This window comes from Pseudomonas sp. D5(2026), from assembly GCF_057766845.1.
The window spans coordinates 2389892-2408404 of record NZ_CM173421.1 but is presented as its reverse complement, the minus strand read 5'-3'; the positions used below and the strand labels follow the sequence as shown (position 1 = coordinate 2408404).

18 protein-coding genes are annotated in these 18513 nt (G+C 62.1%); 15 read left to right on the top strand and 3 right to left on the bottom strand.

Features of this window, described 5'->3' with window-relative positions:
* Positions 1-3 precede the first annotated feature (3 nt).
* Positions 4-654, top strand: a complete 651-nt coding sequence (locus AC3B5Q_RS11025) for a TIGR04211 family SH3 domain-containing protein (protein WP_103444262.1) — start codon at positions 4-6, stop codon at positions 652-654.
* A gap of 75 nt (positions 655-729) precedes the next feature.
* Here the strand turns inward: AC3B5Q_RS11025 and AC3B5Q_RS11020 are convergent, their stop codons facing one another.
* Positions 730-1608: a LysR family transcriptional regulator gene (locus tag AC3B5Q_RS11020; protein ID WP_021782023.1), complete on the bottom strand. Its 879-nt coding sequence runs from the start codon at positions 1606-1608 to the stop codon at positions 730-732.
* 156 nt (positions 1609-1764) lie between these two features.
* On the opposite strand from AC3B5Q_RS11020, the gene argC reads away from it, so the two are divergent.
* From argC to AC3B5Q_RS11005, 3 genes are all read left to right on the top strand, one after another.
* Complete coding sequence (gene argC, locus AC3B5Q_RS11015; RefSeq protein ID WP_021782024.1) at positions 1765-2706, top strand: N-acetyl-gamma-glutamyl-phosphate reductase; 942 nt, start codon at positions 1765-1767, stop codon at positions 2704-2706.
* 79 nt (positions 2707-2785) lie between these two features.
* Positions 2786-3472 (top strand): GNAT family N-acetyltransferase, encoded by a 687-nt coding sequence (locus AC3B5Q_RS11010; protein WP_021782025.1) that lies wholly within the window; start codon positions 2786-2788, stop codon positions 3470-3472.
* Between the two features lie 277 nt (positions 3473-3749).
* Positions 3750-5375: a methyl-accepting chemotaxis protein gene (locus AC3B5Q_RS11005; protein WP_021782026.1), complete on the top strand. Its 1626-nt coding sequence runs from the start codon at positions 3750-3752 to the stop codon at positions 5373-5375.
* Positions 5376-5427: 52 nt separating this feature from the next.
* Here the strand turns inward: AC3B5Q_RS11005 and AC3B5Q_RS11000 are convergent, their stop codons facing one another.
* Positions 5428-6834 (bottom strand): purine-cytosine permease family protein, encoded by a 1407-nt coding sequence (locus AC3B5Q_RS11000; protein ID WP_021782027.1) that lies wholly within the window; start codon positions 6832-6834, stop codon positions 5428-5430.
* Between the two features lie 316 nt (positions 6835-7150).
* On the opposite strand from AC3B5Q_RS11000, the gene AC3B5Q_RS10995 reads away from it, so the two are divergent.
* The 10 genes from AC3B5Q_RS10995 to AC3B5Q_RS10950 all read left to right on the top strand — a co-directional run bounded on the left by AC3B5Q_RS10995 (position 7151) and on the right by AC3B5Q_RS10950 (position 16915).
* On the top strand, positions 7151-7636 hold the full coding sequence (locus AC3B5Q_RS10995; RefSeq protein ID WP_021782028.1) for a flavin reductase family protein: 486 nt from the start codon (positions 7151-7153) through the stop codon (positions 7634-7636).
* A gap of 158 nt (positions 7637-7794) precedes the next feature.
* A complete protein-coding gene (locus AC3B5Q_RS10990; protein ID WP_021782029.1) occupies positions 7795-8835 on the top strand; it encodes an LLM class flavin-dependent oxidoreductase in 1041 nt (346 codons plus the stop codon).
* Between the two features lie 286 nt (positions 8836-9121).
* Entirely contained in the window at positions 9122-9718 is a 597-nt protein-coding gene (locus AC3B5Q_RS10985; RefSeq protein ID WP_003256068.1) for an amino acid synthesis family protein, read from the top strand.
* 68 nt (positions 9719-9786) lie between these two features.
* Complete coding sequence (locus tag AC3B5Q_RS10980) at positions 9787-10620, top strand: alpha/beta fold hydrolase (RefSeq protein WP_325950749.1); 834 nt, start codon at positions 9787-9789, stop codon at positions 10618-10620.
* Positions 10617-12098: an aldehyde dehydrogenase gene (locus AC3B5Q_RS10975; protein ID WP_330509216.1), complete on the top strand. Its 1482-nt coding sequence runs from the start codon at positions 10617-10619 to the stop codon at positions 12096-12098. The genes AC3B5Q_RS10980 and AC3B5Q_RS10975 overlap by 4 nt, the downstream gene beginning before the upstream one ends.
* Before the next feature lie 12 nt (positions 12099-12110).
* Complete coding sequence (locus tag AC3B5Q_RS10970; protein ID WP_028697722.1) at positions 12111-12596, top strand: flavin reductase family protein; 486 nt, start codon at positions 12111-12113, stop codon at positions 12594-12596.
* A 186-nt stretch (positions 12597-12782) separates the two neighbouring features.
* Positions 12783-13172: a carboxymuconolactone decarboxylase family protein gene (locus AC3B5Q_RS10965; protein ID WP_003256073.1), complete on the top strand. Its 390-nt coding sequence runs from the start codon at positions 12783-12785 to the stop codon at positions 13170-13172.
* A gap of 88 nt (positions 13173-13260) precedes the next feature.
* Positions 13261-14013, top strand: a complete 753-nt coding sequence (locus tag AC3B5Q_RS10960; protein WP_010954490.1) for a GntR family transcriptional regulator — start codon at positions 13261-13263, stop codon at positions 14011-14013.
* Between the two features lie 2 nt (positions 14014-14015).
* Complete coding sequence (locus AC3B5Q_RS10955) at positions 14016-14579, top strand: NUDIX hydrolase (RefSeq protein ID WP_028697721.1); 564 nt, start codon at positions 14016-14018, stop codon at positions 14577-14579.
* A 152-nt stretch (positions 14580-14731) separates the two neighbouring features.
* A complete protein-coding gene (locus AC3B5Q_RS10950) occupies positions 14732-16915 on the top strand; it encodes a GAF domain-containing hybrid sensor histidine kinase/response regulator (RefSeq protein WP_031322000.1) in 2184 nt (727 codons plus the stop codon).
* Between the two features lie 83 nt (positions 16916-16998).
* On the opposite strand, the gene AC3B5Q_RS10945 is transcribed toward AC3B5Q_RS10950, so the two are convergent.
* Positions 16999-17613, bottom strand: a complete 615-nt coding sequence (locus AC3B5Q_RS10945) for a LysE family translocator (protein ID WP_021782034.1) — start codon at positions 17611-17613, stop codon at positions 16999-17001.
* A gap of 111 nt (positions 17614-17724) precedes the next feature.
* On the opposite strand from AC3B5Q_RS10945, the gene AC3B5Q_RS10940 reads away from it, so the two are divergent.
* Positions 17725-18177, top strand: coding sequence for an Lrp/AsnC family transcriptional regulator (locus tag AC3B5Q_RS10940; protein ID WP_014590636.1), 453 nt, complete (start codon positions 17725-17727; stop codon positions 18175-18177).
* Positions 18178-18513: the final 336 nt, after the last annotated feature.

Sequence of the window (18513 nt, the reverse complement as noted above, 5' to 3'; positions counted from 1 at the left end):
AACATGCCCGATTCCCGCCCAAATGCTTCCGCCCTCCCTGCCCTGCGCATCGGCCTGATTGCCGCCCTGGTGGGTATCGCCGCCCTCGCGCACGCTGAAGAGCCTGCCAGCGACGCACGCTGGGTCAGCGACAGCCTGAGCACCTACGTGCGCAGCGGCCCGACCGACGGGCACCGCATTGTCGGCACGCTCAAGTCCGGGCAGAAGTTGACCCTGCTCGGCAGCCAGGGCAATTACAGCCAGGTGCGTGGGCAGAACGGCGATGTGGTGTGGATCCTCAGCAACGACCTGCAGACGGTACCCGGGCAGAACGAACGCCTGCCATTGCTCGATGCCCAGGTTGCCGAACTGACGGGGCAGTTGAAGACCATCGACGACAACTGGAAGAACCGCGTGCAAGGGATGCAAGAAACACTTGATTCGCGCAAGCAGCTGATTGACGAGCTGGAGGCGCGCAACAAGGCACTGAACGAGCAACTCGATCAGAGCCAGTCGGACCTGCGCGATACCCAGGCCCGCCTGGGAGATGAGAACAAGCAGGTGATGATGCGTTACATGGTGTATGGCGGCAGCATCGCCGGTGCAGGCTTGCTGGCGGGGCTGATCCTGCCGGCACTGACCCGTGGGCGCAAGAAGAACGATCGCTGGTTCTGAGCTCGGCAAGGCGCTGGAACTGGAACGTGCAGGCCTGGCCGCAGGCCTTGCTATAGCGGAATAGTGGAGTCGTCCCTACAACAACCGTTCCAGTGCCTCCAGCACATACCCCGTGGCGCGCTCCACCTGCCCTTCCCGACAAGCAATCCCCAACTGCCGCCACAACCCCGGCCGCAGCGGTCGACGAGCAATGCGCCGGTCCAACTCGGCCGCCTCCCCCTCCTGCGGCAATAATGTCGCCCCATACCCGGCGCCGACCAGGCTCTTGATCGCATCGTTGTAATTCAGCTCGATCCGCGGCTCGGGGTACAACCCCGCCGCTGCAAACCACTCCCCGGTAACCCGCGACAGCTGGGTGGTGCTGTCGTTGAGAATCAACGCCCGTTGCGCCAGCCACGCCGGAGTGATCCTGGCCGGTGGCTGCCAGTCGGCCGGCACATACGCCATAATCGGGTCGCGCCGCCAAGGGGTGACCGTCAATCCTTTACCGGCCACCTGCGGCAGGGCTACAAGGCCGATATCCAGTGTGCCCTCACGCAAGCGCGTGAGCGACGCCTGGGAGGTCAGCACCTGGACCTGCACATCGATCCCAGGGCGCTCCACACGCAGGCGCGCCAATGCCTGCGGCAGCAAATGGGCAATGGCACCGGTGGAGGCGCCCAGGCGCACACGCCCGGTCAACCCTTCGACCTGCCGGCGTACTTCGTCCAGCGCCAGGTCAGCGTCCGCCAGCAGGCGCCGGGCACGCCCCAGCAGTGTTTCACCGATGACGGTGGGCCGCACCTGGCCGCGGGTGCGGGTGAGCAACGGGGCGCCGATGCGCGCCTCCAGCTCAGCCACATGCAAGCTGATGGTGGGCGGCGCCAGGTTAAGCCGGCGGGCGGCCTCTGCAAAAGAGCCCAGGTCGCTGATGACCACCAATGTGCGGAGGCGGTCGAGGCTGATTTCGCGCATTGTCAGAGCCGGTCCTTTCGCGGGTAAACCCACAGGTTCACTACGCTTTTCAAAAAGTCATTCAGAGAACCTGAATATATTGATCATCATATTCAAATTTTCATTACCAAAGCTACGGGCGAGCATAGGCCATCTTTCCACAACCGGACCCCGACCATGCATACCCCTGTTGTTTTCATCGACGGCGACCAAGGCACCACAGGCCTGCAGATCCATGCCCGCCTAAAGGGCCGTACCGATCTTCGCCTGCTGACCCTCCCCGAGGCCGAGCGCAAGGACCCGCAACGCCGCTGCGAAGCGATCAACAGCGCCGACATCGCCCTGCTGTGCCTGCCCGACGACGCCGCCCGCGAGGCCGTGGCCGCAATCCACAACCCGCAAGTGCGAGTGATCGACGCCAGCTCTGCGCACCGCACCACACCTGGCTGGGTGTACGGCCTGCCGGAGCTGGACGAACAGCAAGCCGAGCGTATCGCGCAAAGCAAGCGAGTCAGCAACCCCGGGTGCTATCCCACCGGGGCCATCACGCTGCTGCACCCGCTGGTCAAGGCCGGTTTTCTGCCTGCGGACTACCCGCTGAGCATCCACGCCGTCTCTGGCTACTCCGGTGGCGGTCGCGCGGCGGTTGAGCGGCATGAACAGCCCGGCGCCGCCAAAGCCCCTGCCCTACAGTTGTATGGCCTGGAGCTGGCGCACAAGCACGTACCGGAGATCCAGCAGCATGCGGGGTTGTCGGCGCGGCCGATGTTCATGCCCGGCTATGGCGCCTACCGGCAAGGCATCGTACTGAGCATTCCCCTGCAACTTCGCCTGCTGCCTGGACACATCAGCGCCGAGCAACTGCAAGCCTGCCTGGAGCAGCATTACCAGGGTGCCCGCCATGTCCAGGTGATGCCCCTGCATCAGTGCGGCGCTGCGGCAAACCTCGATCCCGAGGCATTGAATGACAGCAATGACCTGCGCCTGGCGCTGTACGCCAACCCCGAGCATGGCCAGGTGCTGCTCACCGCAGTGTTCGACAACCTGGGCAAAGGTGCCTCTGGTGCTGCCGTGCAAAACCTCGACCTGATGCTCGGTGCCTTACAGGCACACGGCTGATACGGCAAAACCGGTTAGACTGTACAACCCGCGCCAGCACCGCGCGGGTTGTATTCTCATCCGCCGGAGCCCCCCCCAGATGTTCATCCTGAGCCGCCTCGACAGCGTGCCGCCCGAATCTTTCCAGAACCAGATCCGCGAGCTGGTCATTCACAATGTTGGCGAATTGAGCAGTGTCGCCATCGCCGTCGACAACCCGCTGTACCCGTTGTACCAGTACGGCGTCGGCATGGAAGTCCACCAGTACCTGCAAGCACTGGATGGCACCCGTGGCCTGGCCGTGGCGCTTACCCTGGCGCTGGATGCCGAAGCACCTGACCAGTTGCTGGGTTTTGCTCTTTCGCTGCCAGCCCAGGACGATGGGCAGGCCTGTGCATTGGCCTTTCTGGCCGTTTCTGCCAGCCATCGCCGCCAGGGCATCGCCCGTGCCCTGCTGGGCGACCTGCAGGCGCGCCATGCCTGTGTGGAGCTGAACGCCTTTGCCAAACAGGTGCCGTGGTTCGAAGCGATGGGCATGCAAGTGGTGGCCGCCAATGGACCGCAAGTGCTGATGAGTAGTACCGGCCAGGCCAGTGGTGCGCTGATCGGGCGCCTGGACATTGCGCCGATCTATCAGACGGCTGAAGTGCTGCAGATTCACACCTATCTGCTCAACCAGCAGGGTGAGGATGCGATGATCGAAGCGGAGCAGATGCGCGATGAGCGGCTGGATGAACTTGCCGCTCAAGCCCGGGAATGTGTGCGTCAGCGCAAGACCGTGCATTGATTCAAGGGCCTGTTCGCGGGTATCAAGGCCCGCTGATTGCAATGACTCGGCGCGAACACTTGGAAAAGCCTCAGACAATGACAGCTTTGTCAATTACCTTGTTACATTGAATGACTGTTCAATAATGATGGCCATATGGCATCATTCAAACAAAAAACATGCAAGAGGGTGAGGCAAATCTACTAATCCGCAGCGCATCAAGAGCCTGGCGCCACCTCGGCGGCCCGGCTTTCCGGCCAGCTCCTGACGCCTGCACGCCACCGGCAAGGAGCTTTCCATGCAATTACGGAATTTGAAAATCGGCATTCGCGCTGCCAGCGTATTCGCCCTGTTGGGTACCCTGGTCCTGGTCATGGGCCTTATCGCACTTTACGAAACCCGCCAGATGGACAAGGCCACTGACGAGATCCGGCTCACCTGGATGCCCTCCGTGGTAGCGCTGGGCGAGATCAGCAGCAACCTCGGTCGCGCCAGAGCCATCACCCTGCGCGCCGCGCTGGACGATAACCCCACCGAGCGCACACGCAACCTGCAGATGCTCGAAGGCATCAACGCCGAACTCCAGGGTGGCCTGAAGGACTATGCTGACACCCTCATCGCTACCGACGACCCTGCTCTGTTCAACACATTCAATGACGCGCACCAGCAGTACCTCGAACTGCAGGTGAAAGTGCTGCAGAACATTGCCGCAGGGCGTATGGACGAGGCCAAGCAGCAGATCAGCGGCCCGCTCACCCAGCGTGCCGACAGCATGATGAAGGCTTTGGTGGCGCTGATCGACTACAACAGCAAAGGTGCCGAAGATGCCTCGCAGCGCAGCAGTGACGTAGCAGACGAAGCGTTCACGGCCATCATCTCTTCATTGCTTGTGATCATGCTTGCTCTAGCCGCTATTGCTATCGTGCTTACGCGCAGCATTGTGGCGCCCCTGGCCGATGCCGTGGCCGTCGCGGAACGGGTCGCGCTCGGCGACCTCACCCAGGAAATCCGGATTGTCGGCCGCGATGAGCCAGCCCTGCTGCTCCGCGCTCTGAGCCGCATGCAAAGCAGCCTGCGCGATACCATTCGCAAGATCGCCGCTTCGTCCGACCAGCTGGCCTCAGCCTCGGAAGAACTGCACACCGTCACCGAAGACACCAGCCGTGGCCTACACCAGCAAAGCGCGGAAATCGACCAGGCGGCCACGGCCGTCAACCAGATGACCGCAGCGGTCGAGGAAGTGGCAAACAATGCGGTCAGCACCGCCGACGCCTCGAAAGGCGCCGACCAGACCACCCGCGATGGCCGCGACCGGGTCAACCAGGCACTGGCATCCATCCAGCATCTGGTGGCTGACGTGAGCGACACCTCGGGCGAGATCGAACAACTGGCCAGCAATGCCAACGAGATCAGCCGGGTTCTGGACGTGATTGGCGCGATTGCCGGGCAAACCAACCTGCTGGCACTGAATGCCGCGATCGAGGCTGCCCGCGCCGGCGAAGCGGGCCGTGGATTTGCCGTGGTGGCCGACGAGGTCCGCGCCCTCGCCCACCGTACACAGCAATCAACGGCGGAGATCGAGCAGATGATTGCTGGTATTCAGAACGGTACCGAGCGTGCGGTAACGGCAATGCACAGCAGCCAGGGGCGTGCCAGCGGTACGCTGGAAGTGGCACAAGGCGCAGGGCTGGCGTTGGAGGTGATTGCCGAGGCGATCGCCTCCATCAACCAGCGTAACCTGGTAATTGCCAGTGCTTCTGAGGAGCAGGCACAGGTGGCACGGGAGGTGGACCGTAATCTGGTCAACATTCGTGATCTGGCGATGCAGACGTCGGCGGGTGCCAATCAGACCAGTGCGGCAGCGCAAGACTTGTCGCGGCTGGCAGTGGACTTGAACGGGATGGTGGCGCAGTTCAAGGTCTGATCGGAAATGACAGGGGCTGCAAAGCAGCCCCTGTTACAGCAACGACAATCTATCAGTCGTTGACACTCACAACTCGCCCCGCCTTCTCGGCAGCCTTGCCGCGCGTCGCCAGGCAGTAATACAGCGGCACCGTCACCAGCAAGCCGAACAGCCACGACAAATCGGCCCCTTCCACAATATTGGAATACGGCCCCACATACAGCGACGTGTTGGCAAAGGGCAACTGCACCAGGATGCCGCAGGCATAGGCAATGATCGCGTGGTGGTTGAAGCGGCCATAGATGCCGCCGTCAGCACTGAAGATCGAGGCGATGTCGTACTGGCCCTTCTTGATCAGATAGAAGTCGATCAGGTTGATCGAAGCCCACGGCACCAGCACCAGCAGCAGCGCCAGGATCAGGCCGATGAACTGGCCGATGAAGTCCGCCGAGGCATTCAGTGCCACCATCCCGCAGCCCACCAGAATGACCGAGGCCAGGATCACCCGTACCTTGACGCTCGGCGTCCACTCGGCCACGAAGGTCTGGATTGCGGTCACGATCGACAGCACCGCGCCATACAGGTTGAGGGCGTTGTGGCTGATGATGTTAAGCAGGAACAGCACCATCAGGATCGGGCCCAGCCAGCCGGTAGCCTGCTTCACCGCGTCCATTGCGTCAGTGCCTTGCGGGACACACAAAACTGCCACTGCACCAAAGCTGAAGCACAGGATGGTACCCAGGGTGGCGCCCAGGTAGGTCGCCCAAAACGGTTTGGCAATGCCCACTTCACGCGGCAGATAACGCGAATAGTCTGACGTGTACGGCGAGAAGCTGATCTGCCAGATGGTGCCCAGCGACACGGTGGCGATAAAGCCCGACAGGTTGAACGCGCCGCGGCTGAAGAAGTCTGCCGGCAATTCCTGGATGAACATCATGATGAAACCGGCCAGCAAAGCCGAACCCATCACCCAGGTGCCGATGCGGTTGAGAATGTGGATGAAACGATAGCCGATCACGCCGATGGCAGTAGCGCTCAGGGCACCTATCACGATCGCGCCGGGCATCGGCACACTCGGGGCGATACCGTGGATGGTCTTGCCTGCCAGAACAATGTTGGAAATAAAGAAGCCGACATAGATCAGCGCGGTAAAGAACACGATCAGCAAGGCGCCGTAACGGCCGAACTGGCCACGGCTTTGCACCATTTGTGGAATGCCCAACTGCGGCCCCTGCGCAGAGGCCAGGGCGATGACCACGCCCCCGACCAGATGGCCCAGGACAATGGCTATCAACCCCCACAACAGGTTCAGGTGGAACACCTGGACCACCATGGCACCGGTGACGATGGGCAGTGGTGCAATGTTGGTACTGAACCAGAGGGTGAACAGGTCGCGCGCCTTCCCATGGCGCTCGGCAGGTGGAACGTAATCGACCGTGTGATTCTCGACAAACTGGTGCTGCGACGACGGTTGGGACATGGTTTTCAGCTCGAAAGGTCGTTTTTATCTTTGTAAGGAAACCGCATCTAGGCGGCCTCTCAGCTGCGGACCATATTATGGTATTCCAAACTTTTGACAACACTGATCCGCAGTAAAAAACGCCCGCTGATCCGCTTGCGCAACCCTGGCGGCAAACTACCTGATCGCTCAAGGCCACGATATACGTGGCCTTGAGCCGTCCATCGTGAAAAAGACGGGTTGAAAATTCCGCTTGCAAAATAGGTATTACGGTATACCATCAGACACATCAACGATAAAAACCGCGGACCACCGCAGCCCTTCAGAGGTACTCCCGATGATCGACGCAACTGTCTACAAGAACGTTCTGGGCTCCTTCCCGTCCGGCGTTACCGTCATCACCACCCAGGACGACGACGGCTCGGTCGTCGGCCTGACCGCCAGCGCCTTCTCCTCCCTGTCGATGGACCCGCCACTGGTGCTGTTCTGCCCCAACTACACCTCCGACTCCTACCCGGTACTGATCAAACAGAGGCGCTTTGCCATTCATCTGCTCTCGGGTGAGCAGCAGGCAGAAGCCTACGCGTTCGCCAAGAAGGGCAAGGACAAGGCCAGCGGTATCGAGTGGAGCCTGAGCGAACTGGGCAACCCGATCCTGGCCGGTGCAACCGCAGTGATCGAATGTGAACTGTGGCGTGAATACGAAGGTGGCGACCACGCCATCATGGTTGGCAAGGTGCACAACCTGATCGTCCCGGCAGAAGCACCACGGCCCATGGTGTACTGCCGCGGCAAAATGGCCAGCCTACCGGCCTTTGCCTGAAGCCTGCAATTCGACGCAGACCCCTGTGGGAGCGGGCTTGCCCGCGAACACCGGCGAAGCCGGTGCCACCCACCGCGTGTTCTGTTTCGCGGGCAAGCCCGCTCCCACACTGAAGCCCGCTTTACTGACGGGTAACAACAAGCGTTGAGGAAAAACCCATGAAATTTTCGTTGTTCGTGCACATGGAACGTTGGGATGAACAGGTCAGCCACCGCCAGCTGTTCGAAGACCTGACCGAACTGACCCTGATGGCCGAGAACGGCGGTTTCAGCACCGTGTGGATCGGCGAACACCACGCCATGGAATACACCATTTCGCCAAGCCCGATGCCACTGCTGGCCTACCTGGCCGCACGCACCGAGAAGATCCGCCTGGGCGCCGGCACCATCATCGCGCCGTTCTGGAACCCGATCCGCGTTGCGGGCGAATGCGCACTGCTCGACGTGATCAGTAACGGTCGTATGGAAGTGGGCCTGGCCCGCGGCGCCTATCAGTTCGAATTCGACCGCATGGCAGGTGGCATGCCCGCCACCGATGGAGGCAAGGCGCTGCGCGAGATGGTGCCCGTCGTGCGAAAGCTGTGGGAAGGCGACTACGCCCACGATGGCGAAGTCTACAAGTTCCCGACCTCCACCAGCGTACCGAAGCCGTTCAACGCCACGCCGCCTATGTGGATCGCCGCCCGCGATCCGGACTCGCACAACTTTGCCGTGGCCAACGGCTGCAACGTCATGGTCACCCCGCTGATGAAGGGGGACGAAGAAGTGCTGGACCTGAAGAACAAGTTCCAGGCCGCCCTGGACAACAATCCGGACGTGCCGCGCCCACAACTGATGGTGCTGCGCCACACCCATGTGCACAGTCCGGCTGATCCGGACGGCTGGAAAGTTGGCGCCCAGGCCATCTCGCGCTTCTACCGCACGTTCGATGCCTGGTTCGGCAACAAGACCACCCCGGTGAACGGCTTCCTGGAGCCGAGCCCGGAGTCGAAATTCGCCGAAGTGCCGGCGTTCCAGCTGGAGAATATCCGCAAGAACACCATGATCGGCACCCCGGAAGAAATCATCGCGCGCATCAAGTACTACCAGGAACTGGGCGTCGACGAGTTCAGCTTCTGGTGCGACAACAGCCTGCCCCACGCCGAGAAGAAAAAGTCGCTGGAGCTGTTCATCAAGGAAGTGGTGCCGGCGTTCGCCTGAATTCCCATTGCCTGAAACATTGCGGGGTACAGCCCGCTCACGTGGCCTCCGTGGCCTGCGTGAGCGGGCTTTTTTTGGGGTGTACGCCTTGAGTCTTGCGGAGTGGTCGAGATCGAGCGCCGCCCGCGCGGCGCTCGATTTCGAATACACCACAACCCTCAAGGCATACCCGGCAGCCCCACCTTTCGTCCCCCCGCAAGAGAAATTTCCAGCCACCTCTTGCACAACAAATATTATGGTATACCATCAGACAACAAGAGCTGATAACCCTCACCAGGAGCCACCCATGAGTTTCGAAATCCGCAAGATCGTCACCTACTCCGAAGAGACCCGCATCGAAGGCGGCAAGGCCACCGACAAGCCGGTGACCATGGTCGGCCTGGCCGTCGTGATCAAGAATCCATGGGCCGGTCGCGGTTTCGTTGAAGATCTGAAACCGGAAATTCGCGCCAACTGCTCGGAGCTGGGTGCCCTGATGGTCGAGCGCCTGACTGCTGCCATTGGCGGCGCCGACAAGATCGAGGCCTACGGCAAGGCCGCCGTAGTCGGCGCCGACGGCGAAATCGAGCACGCCTCGGCCGTAATCCACACCCTGCGCTTCGGCAACCACTACCGCGAAGCAGTACAGGCCAAGAGCTACCTGAGCTTCACCAACAAGCGCGGCGGCCCAGGCACTTCGATCCAGATCCCGATGATGCAGAAGGACGACGAAGGCCTGCGTTCGCACTACATCACCCTGGAAATGCAGATCGAAGATGCCCCGCGTGCCGATGAAATCGTCGTGGTCCTGGGCGCAGCCGATGGCGGCCGCCTGCACCCGCGCATCGGCAACCGTTACATCGACCTGGAAGAACTGGCTGCCGAAAAAGCCAACGCTCAATAACAACAACCAAGACGGGCCGGGGCGTGGCGTGCTTACCCGCCGCGCCCGACCTTCAAGGAGCGCCCTCCATGATTCAGCCTGTCGCTGAACGCACACCTGGCGGCACCAGCTATCTGGCTGTCGGCCAGGGCCAACCCGTGGTACTGATCCACGGCGTGGGCCTGAACAAGGAAATGTGGGGCGGTCAGTTCGTTGGCCTGGCCAACGACTACCGCGTCATCGCCTACGACATGCTCGGCCACGGTCAAAGCCGCGTACCGGCTGCCGACACACCGCTGGAAGGCTATGCCGACCAGCTCGCCGAACTGCTTGACCATCTGCAAATCGCACAAGCCACCGTGATCGGCTTCTCCATGGGTGGCCTGGTTGCCCGTGCATTCGCCCTCAATTACCCGCAGCGCCTGGCTGCACTGGTCGTGCTCAACAGCGTGTTCAACCGTACCCCCGAACAGAGTGCCGGGGTGATCGCGCGTGCTGCCCAGGCGGCGGAGCTGGGCCCCGACGCCAACGTCGATGCTGCCCTGGACCGCTGGTTCAGCCGTGAATACAAGGCTGCAAACCCGGCGCAGGTCGCCGCCATTCGCCAGGTGCTGGCAAGCAACGACCCGCAGGGCTACCACACCACTTATTCGCTGTTCGCCACCCAGGACATGTACCGCGCCAATGACCTGGGCAGTATCCAGGTGCCGACGCTGATCGCCACTGGCGAACTCGACTCCGGTTCGACCCCGGCCATGACCCGCCAGCTCGCCGCCTGTATTCCTGGTGCACAGAGTGTGGTCCTCGCCGAGCAACGGCATATGATGCCGGTGGAAGCACCGCGTGAAGTCAACAAGATGCTGCTGGACTTCCTCACCCAAGCCAGCACCCTCACCGAATCCGCCAAGGGGATTGTTGCATGACCCTCGTTCGTTTCCAGATGTGCATCGACGGCCAATGGCGCGATGCCCAGAGCGGCAAGACCTTCGACAGCCTCAACCCGGCCACCGCCCAGGCCTGGGCACAGCTGCCCGACGCCGATGAAGCCGATGTGGAGCTGGCCGTTCAGGCCGCCCAGCGTGCCTTCGACAGCAAGGCGTGGCGCAGCATCACTGCCACCGCACGCGGCAAGCTGCTGCGTCGTCTGGGTGACCTGATTGCCGAGAACAAAGAGCACCTGGCCCAGCTGGAAAGCCGTGACAACGGCAAGCTGATCCGCGAAACCCGCGGCCAGGTCGGCTATCTGCCGGAGTTCTTCCACTACACTGCGGGCCTGGCCGACAAGCTCGAAGGCGGCACCCTGCCGCTGGACAAACCCGACCTGTTCGCCTACACCGTGCACGAGCCGATCGGCGTGGTTGCCGGGATCATCCCCTGGAACAGCCCGCTGTACCTCACCGCGATCAAGCTGGCCCCTGCCCTGGCTGCCGGCAACACCATCGTGCTCAAACCGTCCGAGCACGCCTCGGCGACCATCCTCGAGCTGGCCCGTCTGGCCCTTGAGGCCGGCTTCCCGCCCGGGGTGGTCAACGTGGTCACAGGCTACGGCCCAAGCACCGGCGCGGCGCTGACCCGCCACCCGCTGGTGCGCAAGATCGCCTTCACCGGCGGTGCCGCCACCGCCCGCCACGTAGTGCGCAGCAGTGCCGAAAACTTTGCCAAGCTGTCACTGGAGCTTGGCGGAAAGTCGCCGAACATCATCTTCGCCGACGCCGACCTGGACAGCGCCATCAATGGCGCCGTGGCGGGCATCTATGCCGCTTCCGGGCAAAGCTGCGTGGCCGGTTCGCGCCTGCTGGTGCAGGATGAAATCTTCGACGTGTTCGTCGAGCGCCTGATTGCCCGCGCCAAGCGCATCCGCATCGGCAACCCGCAGGATGACGCCAGCGAAATGGGCCCGATGGCCACCGCACAGCAGCTGGCTGTTGTCGAAGGCCTGGTGGCTGCAGCCAAGGCCGAAGGCGCCAAACTGCATATGGGCGGAAAGCGTGCCGACGTTGAAGGTGACGGCTGGTTCTACGAGCCCACCCTGTTCGAGTGCGACAGCAACGCGATGACCATCATGCAGGAGGAAGTGTTCGGCCCGGTCGCCGCGGTGATCCGCTTCAAGACCGAAGAAGAAGCCCTGGCCATGGCCAACGACTCGCAATTCGGCCTGGCTGCCGGCATCTGGACTCGCGATCTGGGCCGTGCCCATCGCCTGGCCCGTGACGTGCGTTCGGGGATCATCTGGGTCAACACCTACCGCGCCGTGTCGGCCATGGCACCAATAGGCGGCTTCAAGAACAGCGGCTACGGCCGCGAGAGCGGCATCGATTCGGTGCTGGCCTATACCGAGCTGAAGACCGTGTGGATCAACTTGTCCACCGCGCCGATGCCCGACCCGTTCGTGATGCGTTAGGAGGAACACAAAGTGATCGAACCCGGCATCTACAAAGACGTGATGGGCTCCTTCCCGTCCGGCGTCACGGTAGTCACCACCCTGGACGCCGACGGCGGCATCGTCGGCATCACCGCCAGTGCGTTCAGCGCGCTGTCGATCGACCCGGCACTGGTGCTGTTCTGCCCTAATTACGCCTCCGACACCTACCCGATCCTGCGCGACAGCAAGCAGTTCGCCATTCACCTGCTGTCCGCCGACCAGACCGCCGAGGCTTATGCCTTCGCAGGCAAGGGCAAGGACAAGGCCAAGGACATCGAGTGGCACCTGAGCGAGCTGGGCAACCCTCTGCTGGCCAAGGCCACGGCGATCATCGAGTGTGAATTGTGGCGCGAGTATGACGGCGGTGACCACGCGATCATTGTCGGTGCGGTGAAGAACCTGGTGTTGCCGGCCGAGCCGGTGACTCCGATGGTCTACCACAAAGGCAAGCTCGGCGCCCTGCCGCCTCTCGGCTGATATACCTTGAAGTTGGTGTTGGCCTCTTCGCGGGCTTGCCCGCTCCCACAGGTATCGCACAGATTCTGGAACCTGTGGGAGCGGGCAAGCCCGCGAAGAAGTCAACACCGATGCCCCTGTTTTCAGGGGTCGCGCTAATCGTCTCACCCTCGATTGCGGCCCCTGTTTTATGCCGGAGTACTGCACATGAGCAATGAAAAGTACGAAAAGGGTCTGAAAATCCGCACCCAGGTGCTGGGCGAGGACTACGTCAACCGCTCGATCCAGAACGCAGATGAGTTCACCAAACCGTTGCAAGAGCTGGTCACCGAGTATTGCTGGGGTCACGTCTGGGGCCGCGAAGGCTTGTCGCTGAAAGAGCGCAGCATGATAAACTTGGCCATGATTTCCGCGCTCAACAGGCCCCACGAGCTCAAATTGCACATTCGCGGTGCCCTGCGCAATGGCCTGAGCCGTGAACAGATTCGCGAAATCCTGCTCCAGGTCGGCATTTATTGCGGCGTACCCGCGGCGGTGGACAGTTTCCGCCTGGCCCGTGAAGCGTTTGCCGAAGCCGATGCGGAGCCAACCCGTTAACAACGGGCTGTTCGAACCACTGCATGGAAAGCCTCGGTTCGGGGCATTCCGCGATGTTGGCGCAACAGCCTCATAAAGAGCGCACCTGATGAAACGCCAGCCACTCGACGACAGCTTCAAGGTCAACCGCAACCCCGTTACTCTGCGCGAAATCGTGCTCGACAAGCTGCGCACCGCAATCATGAACTTTCACCTGCTGCCCGGCGACCGCCTGGTAGAGCGCGACCTGTGCGACCGCCTCGGCGTCAGCCGCACTTCGGTACGCGAAGCGCTGCGTCATCTGGAGTCCGAAGGCCTGGTCGAGTTCGCCGACGCCAAAGGCCCGCGCGTGGCCATCATCACCCTGGAAGACGCGCGTGACATCTATGAGCTGCGCTGTGTGCTCGAAGGCCTGATCGTGCAGTTGTTCACCCTCAACGCCAAAGCCAAGGACATCCGTGCGCTGGAACGTGCGCTGGAAGTGAACCGCGAGGCACTGGAAGAAGGCGAGCTGCAACAGGTGCTGGATTCGGTACAAGGTTTCTACGATGTGCTGCTGGAAGGCTCTGGCAACCAGGTGGCGGCCCAGCAGTTGCGCCAGTTGCAAGCCCGCATCAGCTACCTGCGCGCCACCTCGGTATCGCAGGAAAACCGCCGTGGCGCCAGCAACCGCGAAATGGAAAAGATCGTCGAGGCCATCAAGGGCGGCGACCCGCTGGTGGCCCACCAGGCCTCGGTCGACCACGTCCGCGCCGCCGCCAAAGTGGCCCTGGACTACCTGCGCCAGAAGCAGGATGACAACGCCAAGGTGCGCGACATTGTCGAACCCCTGGCCCTGAAGGAACCCCGCATAGGTCGCTGATCATGCCCAATGCCCCGCGCTACTGCCCGCACTGCACCACGGAACTGGCCCGGGGCATTCCCACAGGCGATACCCACGAACGCCTGCATTGCGCCGGCTGCGGCTACATCCATTACATCAACCCCAAGATCATCGCCGGCTGCATCATCGAGCGCGATGGAAAGTACCTGCTGTGCCAGCGCGCCATCCCCCCTCGCCCCGGCACCTGGACCTTGCCTGCCGGGTTCATGGAGGCTGGCGAAACCACCGAACAGGCGGCGCTGCGCGAGGTATGGGAAGAAAGCGGCGTACGTGCGGACATCGTCTCGCCGTATTCGATCTTCAGCGTGCCAAAGATCAGCGAGGTGTACATCATCTTCCGTGCCATCGTCACCGAAGAGACCGGGCAGTACGGGCCGGAGACGCTGGCGTACAAGTTCTTCGAACCGGATGAAATCCCCTGGGATGAGATCTACTACCCGGCCATCCGGCAAATTCTCGAGCGCTACATCCTTGAGCGGCAAGCCGGGGTGTATGGCATTTACATGGGCAATGATGACACCGGCAAGGTGCACTTCATCCGCTAGCCTGTCCGGCCGCTTCGCGGGTGAACCTGCTCCCACTCGGATCGCGCAGTTGCAGAGGCTTGTGCAAGTGGCACAGGCCATCACAAAAGCCTCGCCAACGGTCTATTCTCGGTGCACCCTAAGGACCTTGAGACAGAGGACCGGCAAAGCACATGGCTAGATGGCTAGACGGCGGCGGGCTAATGGCCGAACGCATCCGCAACCACGACTGGGCCAGCACCCCCCTGGGCCCGCTGGAGCATTGGCCCGACGCGCTGAAAACCACGATGGCTCTGTGCCTGGCCTCGCACTTTCCGCAGGCCGTGCTGTGGGGCCCGGACTTGATCACCCTGTACAACGATGCCTTCACCCCGATTCTCGGTCGCAAGCCCCTGGCCTTGGGCATCCCCTTCCGCGAAGTGTGGCACGAAGCCTGGGATGAAATCAGCAGCATGGCGGACCGTGCGTTGGCCGGTGAAGCGGTGTACATCGAAGACTTCCTGCTGATGATCGACCGCAACGGAGGCCTGGAGCGGGCCTATTTCACCTTCTGCTACAGCCCGATTCGCGGCCATGATGGCGAGATACTGGGTATGCTCGACACGGTCACCGAAACCACCGCCAGCGTGGTCACCAACCAACGCCTGAACTTTCTCGATACCCTCGGGCGAGCCGTTACCGAGGCGGCCGAACCGGACCAGATCATGGCCATCACCACCCGCATGCTGGTCGAGCACCTCGGCCTGTCCGGCTGCGCCTATGCGGTGATGGACCCCGACGAGGACGGTTTCACCATCTGCGGCGATGCGGTGGCACCCGGCTCACCACGTCTGGTGGGCCACTATCACCTGCATGACTTCGGCCGCCTGGCAGTCAGCCGCCTGCGCAGCGGCCTGGCCCTGGTGATCAACGACAACCTGCGCGAACTGGCCACTGACGAGGCGGCGACGTTTCAGGCCATCGGCATTACGGCCACCATCTGCATGCCACTGATCAAGGGTGGCAGGCTGACCGCGCTGATGGCGATTCACGACCGCGTACCCCGGGCATGGACCGACTACGAGCAAACACTGATCAGGGAAGTGACCGAACGATGCTGGGCGCACATACAGCGGGCCCAGGCCCATGCCGAAGTGCGCGAAGCGATGGCGGCCCTTGAAGCGCTCAACACCACCTTGGAACATCGCGTCGAAGAGCGCACCACTCAGTTGCTGCACACCGAGGCCGTGCTGCGCCAGGCCCAGAAGCTGGAAGCCATTGGCCAACTGACCGGTGGCGTAGCCCACGACTTCAATAACCTGCTGACCATCATTCGCTCGTCGCTGCACTTTCTGCAGCGCCCCAACCTGGCCGAGGAGCGCCGCGAGCGCTACCTCAAGACCATGTCCGACACGGTCGACCGTGGTGCCAAACTGACCGGCCAGCTACTGGCCTTCGCCCGACGCCAGGCCCTCAGCCCGCAGGTGTTCGAAGCCGGGCCACGGCTGGAAGCCATGGCCGACATGCTCGACACCGTCACTGGCGCGCGCATCCGGGTCGAGCTGCAACTACCCCAAGCGCCCTGCCACATCCGCGCCGACCTCAGCCAGTTGGAAACCGCGGTGATCAACCTGATGCTCAACGGCCGCGATGCCATGGCTGGCGAAGGTACCTTGCAGCTGCGCCTGCAGGCCGACCAGTGCCTGCCGGCCTTGCGCGGTCAGCCTTCACAACCAGGTCCGTTCGCGGCGATATCGGTGAGCGACAACGGAGTCGGTATTGCCACCGAGTTGCTGGAACGCATCTTCGACCCGTTCTTCACCACCAAGGCCTCAGGTGAAGGTACCGGGCTCGGGTTGTCGCAGGTGTTCGGTTTCGCCAAGCAATCCGGGGGCGATGTACAGGTGAACAGCATCCCCGGTCAGGGCACCACCTTTACCCTCTACCTGCCGCAAGAGGCCCCACCTGCGGCCTCGCCCGAGGACGCCTCGGCCGGCAGCCAGCCGCAGGTACAGGGCGAGCGGCGACGGATACTGGTGGTAGAAGACAATGCCGACCTGGGCAGCTTCACGGCTCAGTTCCTTGAGGACCACGGCTACCGGGTCAGCTATGCGCGCTCAGCGGAAGAGGCGCTGGCGCAGTTGACCAGCCCCGCAGGTGATTTTGATGCGGTGTTTTCCGATGTGGTCATGCCCGGCTTGGGTGGCCTGGCGCTGGCCCGCGAACTTCGCCGCCAGCGCCCGCAGTTGCCGGTGATCCTTACTTCGGGCTACAGCGAGGCGATTGCCGAAGGTGGGCACCAAGGGTTCACCTTTCTGGCCAAACCCTACTCGGCAGAACAGGTGTGCCAGGTGCTCGGAAAAGTACTCGGTCACTGATACCTTGCATCGCGATGGGCGATAAACGGCGCCACGAAGCTCAAAACCACACTGCCAAGAGAAACCAACCCGGCCTCGCGAAATCAGTTTATTTGCCCGACTATCAAGCCCAGGGCAACTGTAATCATCGCCATCCCCGACACCCGCCCGACCAGCTTTGCCGCTCCTGGCCGGGTGCTGAGCACAGCTCTGGCGCCATAGCCGACCAGCGTGTAGATCACCAGCGAACTGCACAGGTGGACCAGCCCCAGCAACAAGATCTGCAACGGCACGGGCCAGCTCGACTGCGGGTCGGTGAACTGCGGCAGCAGGGCCAGGAACAGCAGGAATACCTTGGGGTTCAGGCCGCTGACGCAAAACCCCTTCAACGCCCAGCGCGAGCCAGACTCCCCCGCCCCACCCTGCCCGGCCGCCGGCAATGCCGGGCTGAGCAACAGGTTGCCGCCCAGCCACAGCAAATAGGTGCACCCCGCCAGGGTCAGCAAGGTCAGCGCCAACGGGTGACCAGCCAGCAGGCTGCCGACCCCGGCCGCCACCACCAGCGTGGCCAGGAAATGCCCCGACAACATCCCCGCCACCGCTGGCATCACCCAGCGCCCGCGCATGCCGGCCGAGATGGCATAAGCCCAGTCTGCACCCGGGGTCATCACGAACAGCATCGACACAGCCCAGAACGCCGTCAGCACACTGATAGCCACTTGAATCTTCCTTATCTACTGCATTGGGATGTCGAAAGATTACGGATTTCGCTCGGGGATTTTCTTTCGTATATTTCCCCTTAGCATTCATGTATTGGAAGATTCTTCCCAATGGACAGAACTGATCGAAAAATCCTTGCCGAGCTGCAAAAAGACGGACGGTTGTCGGTAACCGAGCTGGCCGACCGCGTAGGGCTCAGCCTGTCACCCTGCCATCGGCGCTTGAAGACACTGGAAGAGTCCGGAGCCATTCTGGGGTATCACGCACGGCTGGCACCGAGCGCCCTTGGGCTGAACTTTGCCGCGTTGGTATTTGTGACGCTACGCGAGGTGACCCGTCAGCCGGTGGCGGACTTTGAAACGGCACTGGCGCAGATCCCGCAGATTGTCGAAGCGCAGCGGCTGTTCGGCGACCCGGATTACCTGCTGCATGTGGTGGCCAAGGACCTGCCGGCGTTTCAGAAGCTGTATGACGAGCATCTGACCAGTATCCCCAATGTGAAACGCTTGAGCTCGACCTTGGTGATGAAGGAAGTGATTCAGGATCGGTTGTTACCCATGTAGCTGTTTCCTCTTGTGCAGGCCTCTTCGCGGGTAAACCCGCTCCTGCTGTAGGAGCGGGTTTACCCGCGAAGAGGCCTGCGCAGGCAACCTTTCATCTGCCCTGAAAACGCGCACATCGCACCAACCCAGCCCACCGTGATCCGGTTGCCAACCCGCCGCCCCTCTAACCCAAGGCCTTCAGCCAGCTGGCACTCTCCTTGCTACCGTCACCCGCTTAAGCTTTTGTCAGCCTTAGGTTTTTTAAGGTTTATGGGTACATATTTACTAATTTCTCGTTATCCCCGCGCCCCTCATCATCGCTCCAACAAGAACGCGTCGCCCACCGCCGGCACGCCC